We start from the raw sequence: 22,245 nt of genomic DNA on the forward strand, positions 1-22,245 counted from the left end.
AACCCGGGTGGCGCAGTGCTCCTGCCCCACCCGGGCTCGCTGCCGGATCACTCCGGCGTCGGGTTCGGTGCTCGGTCAGTACTTGCGGTCGGCGAGCACGGCCTGGGCCGCCTCCGCCGAGTCGAACGCCTCACTGGGGACGACGATGTACGACTCGACCTCTTCGCCGGCGAGAGCCTTCTCGACGACCTCCATCGCGGTCTCGCCGAACAGCGGGTTGTACTCGTGCACGTAGCTGAGCTGACCGTCGGCGAGCGCCTGCATGGCGTTCTTCGTGCCGTCGATCGTGGCGATCTTGACGTCTTCACCGACGACGAGTCCGGCCTCTTCCGCCGCCTGCGCCGCGCCGAGTCCCATCTCGTCGTTCTGTGCGAACACGAGCTGGATGTCGTTGTTCGACGACTTCAGCATCGTCTCGAAGACGCTCTTGCCCTCTTCCGCCGACCAGTTCGCGGTCTGCGCGTCGAGCTTCGTGAGCGACGAGTCGCCGAGGCCCTCGTCGAAGCCCGTGTTGCGCTCGTTCACGACACCGACACCGGCCGGCCCCTCGAGCACGACGTAGTTGCCGCCGTCGGGGAATGTGGCCGCAGCCCAGGTGCCGACCTCCTTGGCGACCTCGACGTTGTCGGGGGCGATGCGGGTGACATACAGACTGTCGTCGTCGGGCTCGATGCCGCGGTCGAGCAGGATGACGGGGATCTCCGCCTCCTGCGCACGCTTGAGCGAGTCCTCCCAGCCGGAGGCCTCGGTGGCCGACAGCAGGATGACGTCGACACCCTCGTCGACGAACGATGTGAACGCGTCGATCTGCGACTTCTGGTCGAGGTTCGTGGCGGGGGCGTACTTGAGCTCGTATCCGGCTTCCTCCGTGAAGGTGTCCTGGATGTTCTGCTCGTTCGCCTCGCGCCATGCGCCTTCGGGGCCGACGGCCACGAAGCCGACGGTGGTGATCTCCTCTGAGCCTCCGTCGCCGCCGCCGGCACCGGAGTCGCCGGTCGAGCAGGCCGCAAGGCCGATGGTGAGTGCGCCGACTGCTGCCAGGCCGAACGCGACGCGGATGCGCTTCTTCGCGGACATTTCTTCTCCTCTTTGAGATGCCGGTGGTCACTCCGGCAGTGGCGGACCAGTCATGGTCCTGTCGTGATTGCAGGACAGCTGCTTCGCATGTCCTGCGGCGATGTTACCGGGAACAATTTCTGGAACACAAGGGTTCGTTACCAAATCGCGGCGTTCAACGCGGAGAGAAGTTGTTACCGATCACAGTTCCGCGCTGTGGCTCAGCTCGGCGGCGATCATCTCGACCACGGTGTCGACGGTCACACCCGGACCGTTGCTGAGCTCGCCGATCTTCTCGCGGTCCTTGAGCACGATGATGCGATCGCTCAGCCGCACGACCTCTTCGAGCTCCGACGAGATGAACACGACCGCCACTCCGTCTCCGGCGAGCTGGCTGATGCGGCGCTGCACATCGACCTTCGCCGCGATGTCGATCCCCCGGGTGGGCTCGTCGAGGATCAGCACATGCGGGCGCACCGCCAGCGCTCGCGCGAGAAGCACCTTCTGCTGCGTCCCGCCCGACAGGATGCCGACCGGACGGTCGAGATCCGCAGGGTCGAGATGCAGCGCCTCGACGTAGGTCTCGACCAGCCCCCGGGACTCGGCATACGAGAGCGGACGAGTCCATCCGCGCAGCGCCTGCAGCGACAGGATGATGTTCTCGCGTGCCGTGAGCTCGCCGATGATGCCCTGCGTTCCCCGATTCTCGGCCGACAGCGCGATGCGGTGCCGCAGCGCCGCCGACGGGCTGCGCAGCTGCACCCGTTCGCCGTCGACCCAGAGCTCTCCGCTGTCGGTGCGCACCGAACCGCTGAGCAGCGAGGCGAGCTCGGTGCGCCCCGACCCCCGGAGCCCCGCGAGCCCCACGATCTCTCCCCGCTGGATCTCGACGTCCATCCGCTCCAGCTCGCCGCGTCGACCGACACCGGACGCCTGCATCGCGGGTTCTCCGTCGTACGCGTAGTGGTGCGCCTTGCGCTCCGAACCGAGCGCTCTCAGACTGTCGATGTCCTTGCCGAGCATCTTCGAGATCAGGTCGGCTCTGTCGAGGTCGCGCGTCGCATACTCGCCCACGCGTCGCCCGCTGCGCAGCACGGTCATGCGGTCGCTGATCGCGAACGCCTGCTCGAGGAAGTGCGAGATGAACAGGATCGCGACACCCCGTTGCCGCAGACCCCGGATGACCCGCATCAGTGTGGCGACCTCGGCGACGTCGAGACTCGACGTGGGTTCGTCGAGGATGAGCACCCTCGGGTCGTCGACGACCGCGCGAGCGAGTGCGACCAGCTGCTTCTGCGCCGGCGTCAGCATCGACAGCGGCGTCTTCGGATCGAGGTCGTCGAGTCCCAGCCTGGCCAGCGCCTCGGCGGCATCCGCCCTGGTCCTGCGCCAGTCGATGCCGAACCGGCCCCGGCGCTCCCGCCCGAGCATCACGTTCTCCGCGACGCTGAGGTTGGGGCTCAACTGCGCCTCTTGGAACACCGTCGCGATGCCGGCTGCGCGGCTGTCGGCGACCCCCGAGAAGCGACGCGGGTCGCCGTCGACGAACACCACGCCCTCGTCAGGAGAGAGGGTGCCGGTGATCACTGCGACGAGCGTCGATTTGCCCGCGGCGTTCTCACCCATCACGGCGTGCACCTCGCCGGGGAACAGCCGGAAGTCGACGCCGTCGAGCGCACGCGCTCCGGGGAACTCGACCGTGATGCCCTCGAGCCGCACCACCGGCTCGGGACCACGGTCGGGGGTCATCGCACCTCCCTGGGTGCGGCCGACGATCCGCGGGCGACGAGCTCGGTCGGGATCCGGGTGAGTGCGGGGATGTCGCGACCCTCGATGGCCGCGCGCAGCATCTCGACCACCGCGACGCCCAGCGCTCCGAAGTCCTGGCGCACCGTCGTGAGCGGAGGGATGAAGTGCCGCGCGAGCGGGATGTCGTCGAACCCGACCACGCTGAGGTCTCTCGGCACCTCGAAGCCCCTGTCGTGCAAGCCGTGGATCAGACCCATCGCCATGTCGTCGTTGGCGGCGAAGATCGCCGTGTAGTCGGGCAGTCGGGTGAGGCCCTTCGCGAAGTCGTAGGCGAAGTCGGCCGACCAGTCTCCGACGACGATCGGCCGCTCTCGGATGCCCCACGACTTGGCCCTCGTGTGGAACGCGCGCTCTCTCGCTCTCGCATCGAGCCAGTCCAGCGGGCCGGAGAGGTGCAGGATGTCTCGGTGCCCGAGCGCGACGAGGTGGTCGACCACCGACGTCGTGCCGGCGTGCTGGTCGATCGACACCGTGAGGAAGGTCGGGTCGGCGTCGGCCTTGACCACGAGCATGGGCACCGTGATGGCGATGCGCCGCAGAGCCGCCACCGACGACGAGCGGGGCGCGATCACGCACAGCGCGTCGACCCCCTGCGTCACGAGGTGATCGACCGCCTCCTGGGGAGACAGCGCGTCACCCTCGTGCAGAGCGATCGGTGTGACCGAGTATCCGGTGGCACGCGCCGACAGCTCGACGGCCCGCAGGATGCTGGTGGGGCCGTGCGCCACCGCGCTCTCGACGATCACGCCGATGCGTCGGGTGCGCTGGGTGGCGAGCGCCCTGGCGACGAGATTCGGACGGTAGTCGAGCTCTTCGATCGCCTCGAGGACGCGGCGCTTCGTGTCGGGCTTGATGTTCGGGTGATCGTTGAGAACACGCGACACCGTCATGTGCGAGACGCCCGCGATGGTCGCGACCTGACGGATGTTGGGCTTGTCTGAGCCGACGTTCGCCATGCACACCTCCGTCGGCCGAGCCTCGGAGAATGTTACCGAGAACAACCGGGGTGGTGCAATGGATGCCGCTACAGGCCCAGGCGCTCGAGGTACGGGTTCACGAGTCGACGCTCGGGGTCGAATCGCCGCGCGAGGGCGGCGAAGTCATCCCATCGCGAATAGCGCGAGCGCACCTCTGCGGCATCGAGAGTGAACACCTTGCCCCAGTGCGGGCGGGCGGTGGCCGGCAGCAGCGCCTCGAGCGTCGGCAGGAACTCGCGCACCGCCGCCTCGTCGGGCTTCCAGGTGAAGTGGATGCCGACGGCCTCCGTGCCCTGCGACGAGCTCAGCCAGAGGTAGTCGGGGGCGACCGTGCGGATCTCGTTCACCAGCAGCAGCGGCGCGATCTGACCCGCGAGGGTCCGCACCGCTTGGATGGCGGCGACGGCGTCAGCGCGGGGCACGAGGTATTCGCTCTGGATCTCGGCACCGGCCGACGGCGTGAACTCGAGCTTGAAGTGCGCGAGGCGCTCGAACCACGGCCCCGGCTCACCGAGCTGCTCGGTGCAGGCGACAGGATCGACGCCGATGATCGGATGCCGCTTGGCGGTCGCCGGCTCCGCCCCCAATCGGGCGAAGAGGTCGTCACGGGCGAGCTCCCGGGCCTCGGGCTGGCGCTGCTTGACCCAGATCTGGTCGGCGAAGTCGGTGTGCTCCCAGCGCGAGAAGATGCTGACGCTCGTGCCGATGCTCGTCACCTCGTCGAAGTCGGCGAGGATCGCATCCCACGACGGATGCTCGAACACGTGCTGTGCCACCTCGTAGGTGGGCTCGACATCGAGCGTGACGTCGACGACCGCACCCAGCGCACCGAGGCTGACGACCGCGCCGTCGAAGTCGTCGTCACCGCGGGCGAGGGTGCGCGTCTCCCCCGCCGGGGTGATGATCGTCAGCGCGCGCACCGCCGAGGCCAGCGAGCCGATCGCGTCACCCGAGCCGTGCGTGCCGGTCGCGACCGCGCCGGCGATCGAGATGTGGGGCAGCGAGGCGAGGTTCGCGAGGGCGAGCCCCTCGGCGTCGAGCAGCGGAGCGAGGTCGCCGTAGCGCAGCCCACCCGAGACGCGCACCGCGTCGCGCGCCTCGTTCACCTCGAACACCACGGGCAGCCGATCGAGGGCGATGAGCAGGCCGTCGGTGTCGGCGATGTCGTTGAAGCAGTGCCTCGATCCGAGGATGCGCACTGCTCCGCCCCGGCCGAGCAGATGCCGCAGCTCGTCGATCGAGCCGGGGTGCTCGACGGCGGATGCGCGGTAGGTGAGGTTGCCTGCCCAGTTGCGTTCGATGGTCATCGGGCCATAGTAGCCAGCGAGTGCGGACACACGACGATGCGGTGGGCTCACGGGCGAGGCGATGGATAGGCTGACCGGATGACAGCGATGCCGCCGCCGCGCGCGACGATGAAGGACGTCGCCGCACTCGCGGGCGTCTCACCCAAGACGGTCTCGAACGTCGTCACCGGCACCGTCGCCGTGCGCGAGGAGACCAAGCTCAGGGTCGAGGCCGCGATGACGCAGCTCGACTTCGTGCCGAACCTCAACGCCCGAGGACTCCGCAAGGGCCGCTCGGGCATCATCGCCGTCGCCCTGCCCGACCTCGCGACCGCGTTCTCGGCCGAGCTCATGCACCGCATCGTCGACGCCGCGCATGATCGCGGCCTCGCCGTGCAGATCGAGGAGACCGCGACCGACCCCGAACGCGAGAGGGAGCTCGTCTCCCGGGCTCGCGCGCACCTGGTCGACGGACTGATCCTGAACCCCATCCGCCTCGAGGACAGCGTGCTGAAGTACGCCGACCGGCTGCCCCCTCTCGTCGTGCTCGGCGAGGTGGAGCAGAACAGGGCCGACCATGTGCGCATCGACAGCCGCCGAGCCGCGGCCGATGTGACCAGGCACGTGCTGTCGCGCGGAGCGACGCGCATCGCCGTGATCGGCGCCGACGACGACCCGTCGGTCGCGACCGCGACGGGCCGTCTGCGACTCGAGGGCGTGCACGACGCGCTTCGGGAGGCCGGCATCCCCCGTGACACCGCCTTGGAGATCAATCCGATGCCGTGGTCGATGACGGGTGGGGCGGATGGCGTGCAGACGCTGTTCCGGCGTGGCGTGGCGTTCGACGCGATCATCGCCTTCACCGACTCGCTCGCGCTCGGAGCGCTGCACGCCCTGCACGATCAGGGCGTGAGCGTGCCGGACGACGTGATCGTGACGGGCTTCGACGACGTCGAGTTCTCGCGCTACACGTCTCCGTCGCTCACGACGATCGCCTTCGACCGCCGCGCGTTCGCCGATGCGGCGCTCACCCTGCTCGAGTCGCGCATGGATGACCGCTCCACCCCGCCGCGGGCTCTCACTCTCTCGCACCATCTGCTCGAGCGCGACAGCACGCGGGGCCGCCCGCGCGGCCACCGCCCCTGACGCGCACCGCCTGACGCGCTCCCCCGCGCAGCATCAGCCCCGGTCGCCCTCGCGTCGCGCGGGCTCCGGCACTTCGCTCTTGCGCCGTCGATTACATCGATGTAATGATGAGTCCCGACCCCGCCCGCTGTCACGAAGGAGTGACGATGACGCCCCCGCTCGATCTGTCTCGGCGGCAGTTCCTGACTGCCGCCTCCGTCACGGCCGCCGCCGCGCTGCTCGCCGGCTGCGCCCCCGGCACCGTCCCCGGCTCGAACGCCACCACCCTGCAGTTCTGGCATCTGCTCTCGGGCGGCGACGGCGTGACGATGTCGCAGTTGCTCGACACCGCGAACGCGGCGCAGAGCGACTACCGCATCCGCCCCACCGTGCTCGCCTGGGGCACCCCGTACTACACGAAGCTCGCCATGGCTGGCGCCGGTGGGCGGGCTCCGGACGTCGCGATCATGCACGCGACGCGCACGGTCGGCTGGGCACCCGGCGGCCTGCTCGACACCTGGGACCTCGACCGACTCGCAGACCTCGGCGTCGACGCCTCGACGTTCCCGAAGCCGATCTGGGAGAAGGGTTTCGTCGGCGAGAACATGTACAGCATCGCGCTCGACGCGCATCCGTTCGTCGCGATGTTCAACACCGACATCTGCGACGCCGCCGGTGTGCTCGACAGCGACGGACGCCTGCAGGAGACCTCGTCTCCTGACGAGTTCCTCGACCAGCTGCGCGCCATCGGCGGCCAGGCCGAGGGGCACGCGCTCTCGTACGGCTACCTCGGCGACGGCGCCCAGATGTGGCGCCTCTTCTACACGTTCTACTCCCAGCACGGCACTGCGATGGAGCTGCCGGCCGGCGGCAAGGCCGTGATCGACAAGGATGCCGCGGTCGAGTCTCTGACCCTCATGCGCACCCTCCTCGACGGAGAGATCGCCCTCGCCCAGGCCGACTACGGCAGCGCGGTGGCCGAGTTCGCCACCGGCAAGAGCGGGATGCTGTTCACCGGCGTCTGGGAGCTGCGCACCATGCAGGCGGCCGAGCTGCCCCTGGATGCGACGATGATCCCCACGCTGTTCGGCACACCGGCGGTCTACGCCGACTCGCACTCGTTCGTGCTGCCGCATCAGACCAACGCCGATCCCGCGAAGCGCGACCTGACCTACCGGTTCGTCGCCGACATGCTCAAGGGCTCGTTCGGCTGGGCCGAGGCCGGGCACATCCCCGCATTCCTCCCGGTCACCGAGTCGCCCGAGTACGCCGACCTGATTCCCCAGGCCCACTACGCCGAAGCCGCGCAGCACGTGGTCTACGACCCCACCGCGTGGTTCACCGGCTCAGGGTCGAACTTCCAGGCCGAGTTCGGCGCCGCCGTGCAGGGAGTGCTGCTCTCGGGCGACGACCCCGCCGCGGCCATCGACCGGTTCGAGGCTCGCGTCAACACGCTCCTCCGACAGCCCAACCCGGCCGACCCCGAGGGGACGTTCGCATCATGACCACCGCAACGGACTCCACACGCACCATCGTCACCGGCTCGAAGTCGGCGGTGCCCGCTCGACGCGCCGGCTCCCGCAACCGCGAGCAGCTCATCAGCTGGGCGTTCCTCGCTCCCTTCCTTCTCGCGTTCGTGCTCTTCCTCGCCTGGCCGATCGTGCACGGCATCATCCTCAGCTTCACCGACCAGTCGCTCACCGGGGCGGGCGGCTCGTTCATCGGCTTCGCGAACTACGCCGAGGCGCTCACCGATCCCAAGATGTGGCAGTCGATGGGCAACACGGTGTGGTTCACACTGTTGTCGACCGTGCCGCTCGTCGTGATCGCGCTGCTCATGGCGGCGCTCGTCGACCGCGGCATCCCCGGTCAGTGGCTGTGGCGGCTGTCGTTCTTCATGCCGTATCTGCTCGCCTCGACCGTGATCTCGCAGATCTGGGTCTGGATCTTCAACCCGCAGATCGGCGCGGCCAACAACATCCTCGAGTTCTTCGGCCTCGAGCCGCTCGCCTGGCTGCAGAACCCCGACACCAACATGCTGTCGATCGTCATCGCCACCATCTGGTGGACGGTCGGATTCAACTTCCTGCTCTACCTCGCCGCCATGCAGAACATCCCGCCTCAGCAGTACGAGGCGGCATCGCTCGACGGCGCAGGCCCGTGGCGCCAGTTCTGGTCGATCACGCTCCCCCAGCTGGGGCCGGCGACCGTGCTGATCCTGATCCTGCAGATCCTGGCATCGCTGAAGCTGTTCGATCAGGCTTACCAGATGCTCGGCGGGGTGGCGAGTGACACCACCCGCTCGATCGTCCAGTACATCTACGAGGCCGGCTTCGTCAGCTACCGATTCGGCTACTCGGCCGCGATCTCCTACGTGTTCTTCGCTCTCATCGTCATCATCGGCGTCGCGCAGGCTCTGATCATGCGCAGCCGGAAGGAGTCGCAGCTGTGATGTCCACCGCCACACTCACCGAGACCATCACCACGACCAAGCCGGCGCGCGCCCGTCGCTCGCACCTGCCGGGTCAGAGGCCGTTCGGTGCGCTGCGCATCAGCGCCCTCGTCGTCCTGATCGTCCTCGCGATCGGCTGGCTGCTGCCGTTCCTCTGGGCGATCGCCACGGCCTTCAAGACCGAGACGGATGCCGCCAGCGGCGACCCGTCGTGGATCGGCGCCTCGGGGCCGACGATCGAAGCGTTCACGGCGATCCTGTCGCAGGGCAACGTCTACACCTGGGCGTTCAACAGCCTGTGGACGTCGGTCGCGGTGACCCTGATCACCCTGACGATCTCGGCGCTGGCCGCCTATGCGTTCTCGCGGCTCGACTTCACCGGCCGCAAGTGGCTGTTCGTCGTCATCATCGCCTCGATCGTCGTGCCGCCGCAGGTGCTGATCATCCCGCTGTTCTACGAGATGCTCGCATTCAACATGATCGACACCTACTGGGGTCTGATCCTGCCGCAGGTCGTCGCCCCGGCGATGGTGTTCATCCTCAAGCGCTTCTTCGACGCCATCCCGATCGAGCTCGAAGACGCGGCCCGCGTCGACGGCGCCAGCCGCCTGCGCATCTTCTGGTCGATCGTGCTGCCGCTGTCGCGGCCGATCCTGGCATCCGTCGCGATCTTCGTCTTCATCGGTGCGTGGAACAACTTCCTCTGGCCGTTCCTCGTCATCAACGACACCACCCTGATGACGCTGCCGGTCGGCCTGCAGACGGTCATCAGCGCCTACGGAGTGCAGTACGCGCAGGTGATGGCTCAGGCCGTGCTCGCCGCGCTGCCCCTGATCATCGTGTTCATCATCTTCCAGAAGCAGATCGTCAAGGGCGTCGCGACCAGCGGCTTCGGCGGTCAGTAATCCCCCACCCGGCCCCCACCCGGCCCCACCCGGCTCGAGAGCCAGAACCTAGGAGAGCAATGTCTCAGGCCCGCATCACCATCGATCGCGACTTCACCATCGCCGACGTCCCCCGGAGGCTCTTCGGGTCGTTCGTCGAGCACATGGGGCGCTGCGTGTACACCGGCATCTACGAGCCGGGGCACCCGCAGGCCGACGAGCGCGGCTTCCGTCAGGACGTTCTCGCCCTGGTGAAGGAGATGGGTCCGACCGTCGTCCGCTACCCCGGCGGCAACTTCGTCTCCGGCTACCGCTGGGAAGACGGAGTGGGCCCGGTCGAAGACCGCCCCGTGCGCATCGACGGCGCGTGGCACACCATCGAGACCAACGCGTTCGGACTGCACGAGTTCATGGACTGGGCGAAGGAAGCCGACGTCGAGGTCATGGAGGCCATCAACCTCGGCACCCGCGGCGTCGAAGAGGCGCGGTCTCTCGTCGAGTACGCGAACCACCCGAGCGGCACCTACTGGTCTGACCTGCGTCGCAAGAACGGCGCCGAGAAGCCGTTCGACATCAAGCTGTGGTGCCTGGGCAACGAGCTCGACGGCCCGTGGCAGATCGGCGGCAAGACCGCGACCGAGTACGGTCGCCTCGCGCAGGAGTCGGCCAAGGCCATGAAGCTCGTCGACCCGACGATCGAGCTCGTCGCGGTCGGTTCGTCTGCACGGTCGATGCCGACGTTCGGCACGTGGGAGCACACGGTGCTCACGCACGCCTACGACGAGGTCGACTTCGTATCGATGCACGCCTATTACCAGGAGCACGACGGCGACGCCGAGTCGTTCCTCGCCGAGTCGGTCGACATGGATGCGTTCATCGACGGCGTCATCGCGACGATCGACGCCGTCAAGGCCGCAGGCAAGCACACCAAGCAGGTCGACATCTCGTTCGACGAGTGGAACGTGTGGGATCAGGTGAAGTACAACGACGTCGAGGCCGGCGAGGTCGCGAAGTCGGGCTGGCGGGAGCATCCTCGTCTGATCGAAGACACCTACAACGTGACGGATGCCGTCGTCGTGGGCACGCTGCTCAACAGCCTGCTGCGGCACGGCGACCGCGTGAAGATCGCCAACCAGGCGCAGCTCGTCAATGTGATCGCGCCGATCCGCTCGGAGGAGAACGGTCCGGCCTGGCGCCAGACGAGCTTCTGGCCGTTCGAGCGCATGGCTCGTCTCGCGAAGGGTCGCATCCTGCGCCTCGCGGTGTCGGCTCCGCAGATCGAGACGAAGCGCTACGGCGGCGTCGACTCGGTCGATGCGGCCGCGACGTGGGACGAGGAGACCGGACGCGTCGTCGTGTTCGTCGCCAACCGCTCGCTCGACGAGGAGAGCGACCTGACCGTCGAGCTGCGCGGCCTCACCGGGCTGCGCGTCGTCAACGCCGAGACGCTGACGATCCCCGAGGGCGGCGACCGCCACACCTCGAACCTCGAGACCACGCAGGATGCCGTGCACATGGTGCCGCTGGCCGCAGCCGAGGTCGTCGACGGCGCGGTGCGCGCGACGCTTCCGCCGCTGTCGTGGTCGGTGATCGAACTCGCCTGAGGCTCGCCTCGACACAAGAAGGCCCGGCATCGGATTCCGATGTCGGGCCTTCTGCTGTGCCCACGGCATCCGCTCGCCTGCGCGCGTGGCGCCCCCGCAGACGCGAAGAAGCCCGGTATCGATCGATACCGGGCTTCTCGGTGAGGGGTTCACGGCCGGGGCCGGTCACACCCTCAAGAGGTGATCAGCGTGTTCAGCTCTCGATGAGCTGGCGACGACGGACGACCAGCAGCAGTCCACCCGACAGCAGCGCGAGCGCGATGGCTCCGGCCGAGAGCGGGACGAGCAGGTCGGAACCTGTCGCGGCGAGTCCACCGTCACCGGGTGCCGCTGCACCGCCACCGCCACCGCCACCACCGACGACCGGTGCGGCGAGGACTGCGAACGCCAGGTCGGTCGGAGCCGACGAGACGCCGTCGATGACCTGCGTGGCCGACACCGTGTAGGTGCCCGGCTCGAGAGCCGCATCGAACGCGACGCTCCATGCACCGTCCTCGACCGTTGCCGTGAACGTACCGCTCGCTGCGGCGAAGGCGCCCGCGAGGGCCGCCGTGTTCGCCGTAGCCGGCTCAGCGCCGTTGAGCTTCACCGTGACGGTCGCGCCGTCGATGCCCGTGCCGGCGAGACCAGCAGGGCCGTCGTTGTGGGCGAACTCTGCACCGTTCGTGACCGAGGTCACGGCCGGCGAGACGGGGCGGACGGCGAACAGTGCAGTGGCCTCAGGCGAGACCTCGCCGTCGCGGGTCTGCGTCACGACGACGCTGTGCTCGCCGTACTCGAAGCTGAGTCCGTCGACGGTCCAGGAACCGTCTGCGGCGACCTCGGTCGTGCCGAGCACGTCATCGGTCTCAGCGTCCGTCACCGTGATGGTGGTGGTCGGCAGGCCGGTGCCGCTGATCGCGGTGACGGTCTCGGTGACCGTCGTGCCGTCAGCCGGCGAGGTGATGACCGGTGCGACGAGCGGAGCAGGCACGACGGTCAGGTCGATCGTCGTGCTGCCGGAGGTGCTGAGGCCGTTGCGCGCGGTGACCGTGATGGACTGCGCACCGAGCTCGACGGGTCCGACGAACGAGAAGGCGCCGTCCGTGACGGCGACCGTCTGGTCTTCGCCGAAGCCGCTGACCGTGACCTCGGTCGCTCCGGGAGCGGTTCCGGTGACGGTCGTTCCGGGCTGCACCTCTGCGCCATCGGTCGGGCTGGTGATGACCGGCGCGTCGATGTCGAGTGCGACCTCGTAGCCACCGGTCTTGGGGAGAGCCGCGGTGAGCGATGCAGACCAGGTCCACTGCTCGACGCCAGGCGACGCCTCGATGCCGCCGGAGATCAGTCCGACCGCGGTGTTGCCCTGGATGACAGCTCCACCCGAGTCGCCCGGGCCGGCCACGGTGTTGCTCGAGAAGCCCTGCACCCAGCGGTCCTCGATCTTCGACCAACCGTCCACGATGTCGTTGCCATCGATCGCACCGGTCGTGAAACCGGTCGTGCGGCCGCTCTTCGATACGGCGCCAGGAACGGCGGCGCCGACTGCCTTGACCGAAACTCCGCTGTCTGCGAGCGAGTCGTAAGCCTCGGTGGCCGTGGTCCAGTCGGTGACGAACGGGAGCGGGTTGGTACCCGGAACGACGTCGATCACCGAGATGTCGGTCGCGTTCGTGTCGCCGTCCGAGCCGGGCGCATTGTCCGTGCTGCCGAACTGAGCGAACCCGAAGGTGCCGAGGACCTCGGGCGTCGCGGGCAGCTCGTCGTCGCCGCCGGCTGCGGGCTGCTCGCTCGGGACGCTCCAGAGGGTTCCGGCCATCGGGCGATTGGTGTCATCGAACGCGCAGTGCCCTGCGCTGAGCAGCGCAGGCGTACGGTCGGGGCTCCATGCGGCGAACCCGACGGAGCAGTTGTAGAGGAAGTCGTCCTGGTCGACGATCAGGTATCCCTGTCCACCGACGATGTCACCCTCGGCGAACGCCTTCGGAGTGCCTCCGAGCGTCACGACAGTAGACGCCGAGATCTCGGCCTCTGCGGCGAAGGCCTCGATGGACGCGTCATCAGTCGCGCCGTCTTCGGAGACGAGCGTGATCTCCTCGCCCTCCGCGGTCGTGCCCTTGGCCACGAACTCGACGCCGTGGTCGGCGGCCGTGTCGGCGATCTCCACGAGGTCGGCCGGCGGAGCATCCTCGACGGGTGCTTCCTCAGCCGGGGCCTGGGTCTCCGACGTCGCGGTCGGAGAGGGAGTCGGGGTGGGCTCTGCGCCATCCTCGGCGTAGGCCGGTCCCGCCACGAGCAGGCCCGAGAGGGCGATCGTCGTCGCGGCGGTCATCGCGAGTGCGCGCCGCCCTGTCACTCTGTGCTTCATGTGATGTATGTCCTTGCTGGTCACGGATCGTCAGTCAGTTTCAGAATCGGCTGTGCGCATGGAGCACAGAACCGGTCGCCTCCCGGTGGAGGCGTGAACTACGACGCTGGCCCCCCGACAAGCAGGATCCTGTTCGTCGGGACGAACAGGGATCTCAAGAAGAGTACCCAGTAAATCCACAGAATGGGGAAATTGTTTACCGGAATTTTACCCCTTGACCGGGACGTACTCTGTGCGATAAGCGCGCACGCGTTCCTCTGTCGGAGACGACGACCCGGTCGGTATCCGCCGCATCGAGGTTGCGATTGCGTTCGCAGGCGGCACCGTTAGCATGGCCAGCATGAGCACCCACCGCAGAGCACGAAACGTCGTCGGCCTCGCGATTCTGGGAGCCTTCGCCCTGATGGGCGCGGCCTGCGCGACGGGTGCCCCGAGTGGCGCGCCGACCTCGAGCAGCGACCCGAGCGACGACGCCGTCATCGAGAAGCTCGTCGGACTTTGGGGCGAGGATGCGAAAGGCCAGCCGCACCTCGAGTTCACCGCCGAGGGCGAGGTGCACGGCAGCGACGGCTGCAACGGCATCACGACGACCTACTCGGTGAACGGCGACCGCGTCGACCTCGCCAGGTTCGCCTCGACGCTGAAGGCATGCCAGGGCGTCGACGACTGGATGCGGGGCATCCGCGCCGTCGAGATCGACGGCGACGTCCTCGTGATCAAAGATGCGTCGGGCGCCGAACTCGGAAACCTCACGCGCGCGAGCTGATCGCGCTCGCCTCGGCTATGGCGGCATCCGACCCGACGTCGGCCCGGGTGCACTGACCCGGGCCGACGTCGCCGGTCAGTCCTGCACGTGGCGCTCGTCGACCCCGTCGTAGAGCGACAGCGGGCGGATCAGGGCGTTGGCCCCGGCCTGCTCGATCACGTGCGCGGTCCACCCGGTCACGCGCGCCGCGACGAACAGCGGCGTGAACGTGAGGGTGTCGAAGCCGATCAGGTTGTAGGCAGGGCCCGACGGGTAGTCGAGGTTCGGGTAGATGCCCTTGCGCGCGACGAACTCCGATTCGAGCGCGTCGTACAGCTCTGCCACCTCGGCGCGGTCGTAGTGCTCGACGAGCGTGTCGAGAGCGGCCTTCATGGTGGGCACACGAGAGTCGCCGCTCTTGTAGACGCGATGGCCGAAGCCCATGATCTTGCGCTTCTCGGCCAGGGCCGCATCGAGCCAGGGCACCACGTTCGATGCCTCGCCGATCTCGTCGAAGATGTGCAGCACGGCCTCGTTGGCACCGCCGTGCAGCGGCCCCTTGAGTGCGCCGATGGCACCGACGACGGCTGAGTACAGGTCGCTGAGCGTCGACGTGATCACGCGGGCCGTGAAGGTCGAGGCGTTGAACGAGTGCTCGGCATACAGGATCATCGAGCGATTGAACGCATCGACGACCACCGGATCGGGCTCTTCGCCGAACGTCATCCAGAGAAAGTTCGCCGAATAGTCGAGGTCGTCTCGCGGCTCGACGAGCGGCTCGCCCCGGCGACGACGCTGACCGTAGGCGACGATCGCCGGCAGAGCCGCGAACAGACGGATGCTGCGCTCGAGGTTCTGTTCGGGGCTGCCGCCGGCATCCAGCACCGATCCACCCGCGTTCGGGTCGGAGGCGCCGATGAGGCTGACGGCCGTGCGCACCTCGTCCATCGGGTGGGCCTCGAGGGGCACCAGGTCGATCGTCGTCTTGACGTTGTCGGCGAGCGCGCGGTGCTCGCGCTCGGTCGCGCGGAACGCGGCGAGCTGTGCGGCGTCCGGCAGCTCTCCGTGCCAGAGCAGGTATGCGACCGCCTCGAAGGGCTGCGTCGCCGCCAGCTCCTGCACGGGGTAGCCGCGATAGAGCAGGCTGTTCGTCTCGGGGTTCACCTTCGAGATCGCGGTCGTGTCGACGACGACCCCAGCGAGGCCCTTCTTGATGTCCGGCTCGGTCATGCTCACTCCTTCGTGACGGTGAAGCCTGCGACGCCCGAGTCGAACTGCTTGTAGGACTCGTAGTCGATCAGGTCGTAGAGATCTGCACGGTGCTGCATCTCACCCAGCTTCGAGGTGAGGTGCCCCTCCTCGCCCAGCGTATCGAGCGCGCGGCCCGCCGCGCCCATCGCGATGCGCAGCAGCGACACGGGCCAGATGACCATGTTGACGCCGGCATCCCGCAGCTGGTCGACCGAGAACAGGTCGCTCTTGCCGAACTCGGTCATGTTGGCGAGGATCGGCACGTCGAGCGCGTTCGCCATCGCCTCGAACTCGGCGAGCGTGCGCATCGCCTCGGGGAACACAGCGTCGGCCCCCGCATCCACCAGCGCCTTGGCGCGGTCGATCGCAGAGTCGAGCCCCTCGACCGCGCGGATGTCGGTGCGGGCCATGATCAGGAAGTTCGGGTCGCGACGCGCGTCGGCCGCTGCACGGATGCGGCGGATCGCGGTGCTCTCATCGACGACGCTCTTGCCGTCGAGGTGACCGCAGCGCTTCGGGTTGATCTGATCTTCGATGTGCGTGCCGGCGAGGCCTGCATCCTCGAGCTCCTGGATCGTGCGGGCGACGTTCATCGGCTCGCCGAAGCCGGTGTCGGCGTCGACGATCGCGGGGATGTCGGTCATGCGCGCGATCTGCTTCGCCCGCCCGGCGACCTCGGTCAGAGTGGTGAGGCCGATGTCGGGCACGCCGAGGTCGGCAGACAGCACCGCGCCCGAGATATAGACCCCGTCGAAGCCCTTCTGCTCGATCAGGCGGGCGCTCAGCGGGTTGAACGCTCCGGGAAAGCGCAGCAGCTCGCCGCTCGCGAGGCGTTCACGGAACAGGCGGCGCTTCTCGGCCGGGGTGACGTGCGAATACAGCATCAGAACAGCCCCTTCGGGGCGTCCGCGCCCTCGAGCAGACCGGGCCGCGCGATGATCGACAGCTCGCCGACCTCGGCGGCCGTCAGCTCGGGCAGACGCTGCACGAGCTCGAGGAAGCGCTCGATCTCGGACGCCTCGAGCACGGGCTCGGCGAGCAGACGGAACTTCGCGATGTAGTTGTCGCGGGCGAACGGACGCGCGCCGAGCGGATGCGCGTCGGCGACGGCGATCTCGTCGACCACGGTCGTGCCGTCGGTCAGGCGGAACTCCACGCGACCGCCGAACGCCTTCACGTCGGGGTCTTCCGAGTGGTAGCGGCGCGTCCACTCGGCATCCTCGGCCGTGGTGATCTTGTGCCACAGCGCGACGGTGTCTTCTCGACCGGCACGCTCGGGAGCGTAGGAGTCGACGTGGTGCCAGCCGCCGTCCTGCAGCGCGACGGCGAAGATGTACGGGATCGAATGGTCGAGCGTCTCGCGCGAGGCCGTCGGGTCGTACTTCTGCGGGTCGTTCGCGCCTGAGCCGATCACGTAGTGCGTGTGGTGGCTGGTGTGCAGCACGATGGCGTCGATGTTCGCGGGGTCGCGCAGCGCCGGATTCTCGGTGCCCAGCTTGCGGGCGAGGTCGATCCACGCCTGCGCCTGGTACTCGGCCGAGTGCTCTTTCGTGTACGAGTCGAGGATCGCGCGCTTCGCCTCGCCCGCGGCGGGCAGCGGCACCTCGTAGGCGGCATCCTTGCCGTCGAGCATCCAGGCGATCACGCCGTCTTCGCCCTCGTAGATCGGGGCCGGGCTGGTCTGGCCGCGCATCGCCCGGTCGACCGCCTCGACGGCGAGCTTGCCCGCGAAGGCCGGGGCATGCGCCTTCCAGGTCGAGATCTCGCCCTTGCGGCTCTGGCGGGTGGCGGTGGTGGTGTGCAGCCCCTGGCCCACGGCCTGGTAGATCGTCTCGACGTCGAGGCCCAGCAGGGTGCCGATGCCGGCGGCGGCCGACGGCCCGAGGTGGGCGACGTGGTCGATCTTGTGCTTGTGCAGGCAGATCGCGCGCACGAGGTCCATCTGGATCTCGTAGCCCGTCGCGATGCCGCGCAGCAGCGCGCGGCCGTCGGCCTGGACATGCTGGGCGACGGCGAGGATCGGCGGGATGTTGTCACCGGGGTGCGAGTACTCCGCAGCGAGGAACGTGTCGTGGTAGTCGAGCTCGCGCACGGCAACGCCGTTGGCCCACGCCGCCCATTCGGGGCTCGTGCGGTGGTCGAGAGCGGCGCCGAACACCGTGGCGCCGATGCCGCCGGTCGAGACGGGGTGGCTGAACGCCTGGGCGCGGGCGGCGTTGATCGGCCCGCGGGTGAGGGATGCCGCGGCGACCGACGCGTTGTCGATGATGCGGTTGATGATCATGTCGGCGACGTCCTGCTCGACCTCGACCGGATCGGCGGCGACCTCGGCGATCTTCCAGGCGAGCTGGTCTTCGCGGGCGAGGTTCTCTTCGCTGCGGTGGACGCGGACGTGGTGGGTGACGGTCATTTCGCACCTTCCGGGTTGGCTGTCAGGGAGTCGAGGATGCCGGTGAGCGCATTGTGCAGGTGCACGTGCGTGGCATGGGCGGCGAGGTCGCCGTCTCGGGCGGCGAGCGCCGCGGCGATCGTGCGGTGCTCCGCGGCGGAGGCGGCGAGGCGGGCAGGTTTGTCGCGGGCCATGCGTCGCACCCGCACGAGGTGGGTGCGCACGGTGCGCAGCGCCGAGGCGATGTAGTCGTTGTCGACCGCATTGTCGAGGGCAGCGTCGAAACGTGCGATGAGCGCGTAATAGGCGTCGCGCCCTTCGACGGCGGCGAGGTCGACGTGCGCGAACTCCTCGGCGAGGGCCGCGAAGAGGGCGGCATCGCCCCGGCGGGCGGCGAGGCGGGCGGAGGTCTCCTCCAGTGCGCGGCGGATCTCGAACAGCGCGCGGATGTCGTCGGCATCCAGGTCGGCGACCACCGTGACGCGCGGAGACTGCTGCACGACCAGGCCGTCGGCCGCGAGGCGCCGCAGTGCTTCGCGCATCGGTGTGCGACTGATGCCGAGGCGGGCGGCCTGCTCGACCTCGCCGAGCACGAAGCCGGCGGGAAGGGCGCCCGACTGGATCTCCTCCAGCAGCGTCGCGTGGGCTCGATCGCTCGCACTGATGCGATCGGCGACGGAGCTCATGCCCTCAGTGTATACATAAATCCGGCGCTTTGCGCCTGGGGTTCCATTTCGACCGCTTCACGTATACATAGAGCACGGACGGGTCGAATGCCACGGCGACGCGGGCGCGCACCCTTCCCGCCTTTCCCTCCACGCGGTGCGGGGTCAGCTCTCTCGGGTGCGGGGTCAGAACTGCATCCGCCCGTCGATGCGGGGTCAAAAGTGCACCCGCTCTCGGGTGCGGGGTCAAAAGTGCACCCGAAACGGCACCCTGGGATGCGGTTTTGACCCCGCCCGAGTGAGGGGGTCAGGACGCGGGCACGACGACCTACCGCTGCGGCGACCGCACGGCCTCCGGAATCGGCTCGATGAACTCGGCGGGGCGAGGCTCGCCGAGCTTCACGACCACCACGCCGACCAGCACGAGCGCTCCGCCGAGGGCCTGCAGCAGATCGGGAAGCTGCCCGAGCAGCAGCCAGCCGAACAGCAGTGCGGCGACGACCTCGGAGAGCGCGACGAAGGATGCCAGGCGCGAGCCCAGCATCCGGGTCGATGCGATGCCGAGCACGTAGGCGAGTGCGGTCGCGATGAGGCCGATCGCGAGCACCGGCACGAACCACGGCACGGTGCCGAATCGGTAGGTGATGTCGTCGGTCGTCCAGGCGATGGGCAGGATGCCGACGAGGCCCGCGATCGTCAGCGCGACAGCGCCGAGCAGCAGCCCTCCCCCGGCGAGCGCGATCGGAGGCAAGCCCGTGTCGGCCTTGGCGGAGAGCAGGAAGTACGTCGCGGCGCCGACCATCGCGGCGAGCGCCCACAGGATGCCGGCGACGTTGACCTCGGCTCCGGTGATGATGTCGAGCATCAGCACCAGGCCGACGAAGGCGATGGCCGCTCCGATCACACTGCGGCGACTCGGGCGTTCGCCCCGGCGGAGCCACAGCCAGAGGATGACGGCGATCGGCGCCGTGTATTCGATGAGCAGCGCGAGGCCGACGTCCATGACGGCGACGGCCTGGAAATAGCAGAGCTGGGTGGCTGTGACCGCGAGGAGTCCGTAGGCGGCGACCATGCCCGCGTTCTTCCGGAGCACTCCCCACCGGCCCCGGAGCGAGATGATCGTCGGCACGAGCAGCACGAGAGCGGCGACCCAGACCCGCGCGGTCACTGCCGCACCGGGGGTCCATCCCGCGTCGATGAGCCCTCGAGCCCAAGCGCCCGACATGCCGAACGCGAAGGCCGCGCCGATAGCCAGCGGCAGACCGAACCGCACGCCCGGCGCGCTGATGTCATTTGCAACCTTGCTCATGACAGGTGACGCTACTCGCGCAGGATGTAAGGTGTCAACATGAACTTCACCGATGACACGGAAGAGGCTCTGCGCTCCGCCGTCTGGCTCGTGAACTCGGCGGAGGAACCCGAGACGCTCGAGACTCTCGCCGACTACGAGGCTTTCCTCGCGGACTTCCCCTACTCGGGTCGCCTCGACCGCGACGAGGCCGAGCTCGCGTCTCTGCGAAACCTGCGCTCGCGCCTGCGCACCATGCTTCTCGCGCCCCGAGACGAGATGGCCGAGCACGTCAACGCCACCCTCGCCGAGGCGCATCTCGCGCCGAGGCTGGTGCGCCATGACGGAGTCGACTGGCACCTGCACGCCGTCGCGGACGACCGCCCGCTGGCCGAACGCGTGCTGATCGAGACCGCCATGGCGCTGATCGACGTCATCCGCGCCGATGAGGGGTCGCGCATCTCCATCTGCGCCGACGACACCTGCGAGGCACTCGCCCTCGATCTCTCTCGCAACCGCTCCAAGCGCTTCTGTTCGACGACCTGCACGAACCGCAATGCGGTGGCCGCGTATCGCGCGCGGCGCGCGCACGCCTGAACCACGGCGCGCCCTCCTGATCCCGGCAGGTAGCCTCGGTGACCGATGCCCTCGTTTCCCGCCCTCTCCGACTCGTGGTTCGCCGACGCCGAGTTCGATGCCAGCTACGGCCACACGCTGAGCTCGCTCCGCGCGATCGCTCCGATCGCCGCACCCGGCGGTTTCGCCGAGCGATGGCAGAGCTGGCGCGAGCAGGCGAAGACGATGGATGCCGCACCCGCCGTGCTGTCCTCCGAGACCGCGCACGGCCGACGGGTCTCGGTCATCGAGCATGCAGGAGTCGACGGCACGCGCCTGCGGGCCTGGCTCGTCGAGCCTCTCTCCTCCCCGGCGCGCGTCGGCGTCGTGCACGGTCACGGCTACGGCGGGCGCGGTGCGGTCGATCTGGCCAGGGTGCCCGACGACGCGGCCGCGATCTTCCCCGTCGCCCGCGGGCTGCCCACGCTGAACGCGGGCATCGGCGCCCCCGAGCCCCAGGCCGAGCATGTGGTGGCCGGGATCGAGAGCACGGACTCCTACGTGCTGGGTCTCTGCGCCCGCGACCTCTGGATGGCGGCGGACGCCCTCGGCACCCTCGTCGGATCCCTGCCGCTCTACTACGTCGGCGAGAGCTTCGGCGGTGGCATCGGCGCGTTGGCCCTGCCGTGGGACGACCGTTTCATCGGAGCGACGCTCATCGTGCCGAGCTTCGGGCAATACGACGAACGCCTGGCCGTGCAGTGCCTCGGCAGCGGCGAGACCGTGCGCGGCTACGTCGCCGCGCACCCCGAGGCCCGCGACGTGCTGCGCCTGTTCGACGCCTCCTCGGCCCTCGGCTTCGCCCGCGTCCCGGTGCGTGTCGAGGCGGCGCTGTGGGATCCGTACGTGCCGCCGCAGGGACAGTTCGGGGTCGCGAACGCGGCCCGGATGCTCGAACTCGCAGTCCTCCCGGCAGGCCATGCGGGGCATCCGGGGCTGGAGAAGGTGACGGCCGAGGCGATCGCCGGCAGCCGTGCTCACCTCGCACGCGCGCTGCGCGCAGCATCCTGAGATCCGCACCCGCACCCGCCCACACCCGCCCACACTCGCGCTCGCCACCCCGCGCATCCGAGCACTGGACGCAACCTGTCATCACAGGTACACTCAACTTGTTATTACAGGTTGCGCAGCGCCGCAGCACCCGTACAAGGAGCACCGATGCCCCAGTTCCACACGCCCCCGATCTCGCCGATGGCGATCGCGTTCGACGCCGAGAAGCTCACGCTCTCGCCCGAGGGTCCCACCCTCACGCGCCGCATGTCGGATCTCGAGGGCCTGTTCCTCGACGGGGATGCGTGGGCCGCAGCATCCGCCGGCGACAACCCGGTCGTGTACACGGTGACGAGCTCGCCCGTGCCCGAGGTCGACCGCGAGCTGCCGCAGTCGATCACGACGATCATGCCCGGCGACACGTCGGGTGAGCTCTGGATGACCAAGGGGCACCAGCATCCGAACCACCAGGGCGAGATCTATCTCGCACTGAAGGGCCGCGGCGGTCTGCTGATGTTCGACGGCGAGCGCACCGAGTGGCTCGACATGCTTCCGGGCACCATCGGCTACATCCCGCCCGGATGGGCGCACCGCTCGGTGAACACGGGCGACGAGCCGTATGCGTTCCTCGCCGTCTACCCCGGCGGTGCCGGCCACGACTACGGCTGGGTGCTCGAGCACGGCATGGGCTCGCGCGCCTACCGCTCGGCCGCGGGCGTCGACCTGCGCCCCTATTCCGCGACCCCCTCGGCGGGATAGGGG

At 68.7% G+C, this 22,245-nt stretch carries 19 protein-coding genes; 9 read left to right on the forward strand and 10 right to left on the reverse strand.

Going from position 1 to position 22,245, the window contains the following annotated elements:
• Positions 1 to 75: 75 nt before the first annotated feature.
• From RQG82_RS04030 to RQG82_RS04045, 4 genes are all read right to left on the reverse strand, one after another.
• Positions 76 to 1,077: a substrate-binding domain-containing protein gene (locus RQG82_RS04030; RefSeq protein WP_311257850.1), complete on the reverse strand. Its 1,002-nt coding sequence runs from the start codon at positions 1,075 to 1,077 to the stop codon at positions 76 to 78.
• Positions 1,078 to 1,257: 180 nt separating this feature from the next.
• The gene (locus RQG82_RS04035; protein ID WP_311257851.1) at positions 1,258 to 2,805 is read right to left on the reverse strand and encodes a sugar ABC transporter ATP-binding protein; all 1,548 of its coding nucleotides are present in this window, start codon (positions 2,803 to 2,805) and stop codon (positions 1,258 to 1,260) included.
• Complete coding sequence (locus tag RQG82_RS04040) at positions 2,802 to 3,821, reverse strand: LacI family DNA-binding transcriptional regulator (protein ID WP_042541402.1); 1,020 nt, start codon at positions 3,819 to 3,821, stop codon at positions 2,802 to 2,804. The genes RQG82_RS04035 and RQG82_RS04040 overlap by 4 nt, the downstream gene beginning before the upstream one ends.
• A 68-nt stretch (positions 3,822 to 3,889) precedes the next feature.
• Complete coding sequence (locus RQG82_RS04045) at positions 3,890 to 5,149, reverse strand: D-arabinono-1,4-lactone oxidase (RefSeq protein WP_311257852.1); 1,260 nt, start codon at positions 5,147 to 5,149, stop codon at positions 3,890 to 3,892.
• A gap of 78 nt (positions 5,150 to 5,227) precedes the next feature.
• On the opposite strand from RQG82_RS04045, the gene RQG82_RS04050 reads away from it, so the two are divergent.
• From RQG82_RS04050 to RQG82_RS04070, 5 genes are all read left to right on the forward strand, one after another.
• Complete coding sequence (locus RQG82_RS04050) at positions 5,228 to 6,274, forward strand: LacI family DNA-binding transcriptional regulator (protein WP_311257853.1); 1,047 nt, start codon at positions 5,228 to 5,230, stop codon at positions 6,272 to 6,274.
• Positions 6,275 to 6,420: 146 nt separating this feature from the next.
• The gene (locus RQG82_RS04055) at positions 6,421 to 7,758 is read left to right on the forward strand and encodes an extracellular solute-binding protein (RefSeq protein WP_311257854.1); all 1,338 of its coding nucleotides are present in this window, start codon (positions 6,421 to 6,423) and stop codon (positions 7,756 to 7,758) included.
• Positions 7,755 to 8,705, forward strand: a complete 951-nt coding sequence (locus tag RQG82_RS04060) for a sugar ABC transporter permease (protein ID WP_311257855.1) — start codon at positions 7,755 to 7,757, stop codon at positions 8,703 to 8,705. Before RQG82_RS04055 ends, RQG82_RS04060 begins: the two co-directional genes overlap by 4 nt.
• A complete protein-coding gene (locus tag RQG82_RS04065) occupies positions 8,705 to 9,610 on the forward strand; it encodes a carbohydrate ABC transporter permease (protein ID WP_311257856.1) in 906 nt (301 codons plus the stop codon). The genes RQG82_RS04060 and RQG82_RS04065 overlap by 1 nt, the downstream gene beginning before the upstream one ends.
• Before the next feature lie 59 nt (positions 9,611 to 9,669).
• Positions 9,670 to 11,193: an alpha-N-arabinofuranosidase gene (locus RQG82_RS04070; RefSeq protein ID WP_311257857.1), complete on the forward strand. Its 1,524-nt coding sequence runs from the start codon at positions 9,670 to 9,672 to the stop codon at positions 11,191 to 11,193.
• 193 nt (positions 11,194 to 11,386) lie between these two features.
• Here the strand turns inward: RQG82_RS04070 and RQG82_RS04075 are convergent, their stop codons facing one another.
• On the reverse strand, positions 11,387 to 13,540 hold the full coding sequence (locus RQG82_RS04075) for a S1 family peptidase (protein ID WP_311257858.1): 2,154 nt from the start codon (positions 13,538 to 13,540) through the stop codon (positions 11,387 to 11,389).
• A gap of 340 nt (positions 13,541 to 13,880) precedes the next feature.
• On the opposite strand from RQG82_RS04075, the gene RQG82_RS04080 reads away from it, so the two are divergent.
• On the forward strand, positions 13,881 to 14,306 hold the full coding sequence (locus RQG82_RS04080) for an META domain-containing protein (RefSeq protein WP_311257859.1): 426 nt from the start codon (positions 13,881 to 13,883) through the stop codon (positions 14,304 to 14,306).
• A 75-nt stretch (positions 14,307 to 14,381) separates the two neighbouring features.
• Here RQG82_RS04080 and RQG82_RS04085 read toward each other — a convergent pair whose 3' ends face one another.
• The 5 genes from RQG82_RS04085 to RQG82_RS04105 form a co-directional block, all read right to left on the reverse strand.
• Positions 14,382 to 15,515 carry a bifunctional 2-methylcitrate synthase/citrate synthase gene (locus RQG82_RS04085; RefSeq protein WP_311257860.1) on the reverse strand — a complete coding sequence of 378 codons (1,134 nt, stop codon included), beginning with the start codon at positions 15,513 to 15,515 and terminating at the stop codon, positions 14,382 to 14,384.
• 2 nt (positions 15,516 to 15,517) lie between these two features.
• Positions 15,518 to 16,420, reverse strand: a complete 903-nt coding sequence (gene prpB / locus RQG82_RS04090; protein WP_311257861.1) for a methylisocitrate lyase — start codon at positions 16,418 to 16,420, stop codon at positions 15,518 to 15,520.
• A complete protein-coding gene (locus RQG82_RS04095; protein WP_311257862.1) occupies positions 16,420 to 17,946 on the reverse strand; it encodes an MmgE/PrpD family protein in 1,527 nt (508 codons plus the stop codon). The genes prpB and RQG82_RS04095 overlap by 1 nt, the downstream gene beginning before the upstream one ends.
• Complete coding sequence (locus RQG82_RS04100; protein WP_311257863.1) at positions 17,943 to 18,611, reverse strand: GntR family transcriptional regulator; 669 nt, start codon at positions 18,609 to 18,611, stop codon at positions 17,943 to 17,945. The genes RQG82_RS04095 and RQG82_RS04100 overlap by 4 nt, the downstream gene beginning before the upstream one ends.
• Before the next feature lie 307 nt (positions 18,612 to 18,918).
• Positions 18,919 to 19,899 carry an EamA family transporter gene (locus RQG82_RS04105; protein WP_311257864.1) on the reverse strand — a complete coding sequence of 327 codons (981 nt, stop codon included), beginning with the start codon at positions 19,897 to 19,899 and terminating at the stop codon, positions 18,919 to 18,921.
• A gap of 39 nt (positions 19,900 to 19,938) precedes the next feature.
• Here RQG82_RS04105 and RQG82_RS04110 point away from each other — a divergent pair, with 39 nt between their 5' ends.
• From RQG82_RS04110 to RQG82_RS04120, 3 genes are all read left to right on the forward strand, one after another.
• Entirely contained in the window at positions 19,939 to 20,475 is a 537-nt protein-coding gene (locus RQG82_RS04110) for a CGNR zinc finger domain-containing protein (protein WP_311257865.1), read from the forward strand.
• 45 nt (positions 20,476 to 20,520) lie between these two features.
• Positions 20,521 to 21,504, forward strand: a complete 984-nt coding sequence (locus RQG82_RS04115; protein WP_311257866.1) for an acetylxylan esterase — start codon at positions 20,521 to 20,523, stop codon at positions 21,502 to 21,504.
• Between the two features lie 147 nt (positions 21,505 to 21,651).
• Positions 21,652 to 22,242, forward strand: coding sequence for a glucose-6-phosphate isomerase family protein (locus RQG82_RS04120; RefSeq protein ID WP_311257867.1), 591 nt, complete (start codon positions 21,652 to 21,654; stop codon positions 22,240 to 22,242).
• The last annotated feature ends 3 nt before the right edge of the window (positions 22,243 to 22,245 follow it).

The sequence above is a fragment of the Microbacterium sp. WCS2018Hpa-9 genome, assembly GCF_031843745.1.
Taxonomy (GTDB): Bacteria; Actinomycetota; Actinomycetes; order Actinomycetales; family Microbacteriaceae; genus Microbacterium.

What these genes read in the sequence shown, in the direction of transcription:
- RQG82_RS04030 (WP_311257850.1), bottom strand. Translation starts at nt 1,077, where the DNA reads ATGTCCGCGAAGAAGCGCATCCGCGTCGCGTTCGGCCTGGCAGCAGTC.
- RQG82_RS04035 (WP_311257851.1), bottom strand. Translation starts at nt 2,805, where the DNA reads ATGACCCCCGACCGTGGTCCCGAGCCGGTGGTGCGGCTCGAGGGCATC.
- RQG82_RS04040 (WP_042541402.1), bottom strand. Translation starts at nt 3,821, where the DNA reads ATGGCGAACGTCGGCTCAGACAAGCCCAACATCCGTCAGGTCGCGACC.
- RQG82_RS04045 (WP_311257852.1), bottom strand. Translation starts at nt 5,149, where the DNA reads ATGACCATCGAACGCAACTGGGCAGGCAACCTCACCTACCGCGCATCC.
- RQG82_RS04050 (WP_311257853.1), top strand. Translation starts at nt 5,228, where the DNA reads ATGACAGCGATGCCGCCGCCGCGCGCGACGATGAAGGACGTCGCCGCA.
- RQG82_RS04055 (WP_311257854.1), top strand. Translation starts at nt 6,421, where the DNA reads ATGACGCCCCCGCTCGATCTGTCTCGGCGGCAGTTCCTGACTGCCGCC.
- RQG82_RS04060 (WP_311257855.1), top strand. Translation starts at nt 7,755, where the DNA reads ATGACCACCGCAACGGACTCCACACGCACCATCGTCACCGGCTCGAAG.
- RQG82_RS04065 (WP_311257856.1), top strand. Translation starts at nt 8,705, where the DNA reads ATGTCCACCGCCACACTCACCGAGACCATCACCACGACCAAGCCGGCG.
- RQG82_RS04070 (WP_311257857.1), top strand. Translation starts at nt 9,670, where the DNA reads ATGTCTCAGGCCCGCATCACCATCGATCGCGACTTCACCATCGCCGAC.
- RQG82_RS04075 (WP_311257858.1), bottom strand. Translation starts at nt 13,540, where the DNA reads ATGAAGCACAGAGTGACAGGGCGGCGCGCACTCGCGATGACCGCCGCG.
- RQG82_RS04080 (WP_311257859.1), top strand. Translation starts at nt 13,881, where the DNA reads ATGAGCACCCACCGCAGAGCACGAAACGTCGTCGGCCTCGCGATTCTG.
- RQG82_RS04085 (WP_311257860.1), bottom strand. Translation starts at nt 15,515, where the DNA reads ATGACCGAGCCGGACATCAAGAAGGGCCTCGCTGGGGTCGTCGTCGAC.
- prpB (WP_311257861.1), bottom strand. Translation starts at nt 16,420, where the DNA reads ATGCTGTATTCGCACGTCACCCCGGCCGAGAAGCGCCGCCTGTTCCGT.
- RQG82_RS04095 (WP_311257862.1), bottom strand. Translation starts at nt 17,946, where the DNA reads ATGACCGTCACCCACCACGTCCGCGTCCACCGCAGCGAAGAGAACCTC.
- RQG82_RS04100 (WP_311257863.1), bottom strand. Translation starts at nt 18,611, where the DNA reads ATGAGCTCCGTCGCCGATCGCATCAGTGCGAGCGATCGAGCCCACGCG.
- RQG82_RS04105 (WP_311257864.1), bottom strand. Translation starts at nt 19,899, where the DNA reads ATGAGCAAGGTTGCAAATGACATCAGCGCGCCGGGCGTGCGGTTCGGT.
- RQG82_RS04110 (WP_311257865.1), top strand. Translation starts at nt 19,939, where the DNA reads ATGAACTTCACCGATGACACGGAAGAGGCTCTGCGCTCCGCCGTCTGG.
- RQG82_RS04115 (WP_311257866.1), top strand. Translation starts at nt 20,521, where the DNA reads ATGCCCTCGTTTCCCGCCCTCTCCGACTCGTGGTTCGCCGACGCCGAG.
- RQG82_RS04120 (WP_311257867.1), top strand. Translation starts at nt 21,652, where the DNA reads ATGCCCCAGTTCCACACGCCCCCGATCTCGCCGATGGCGATCGCGTTC.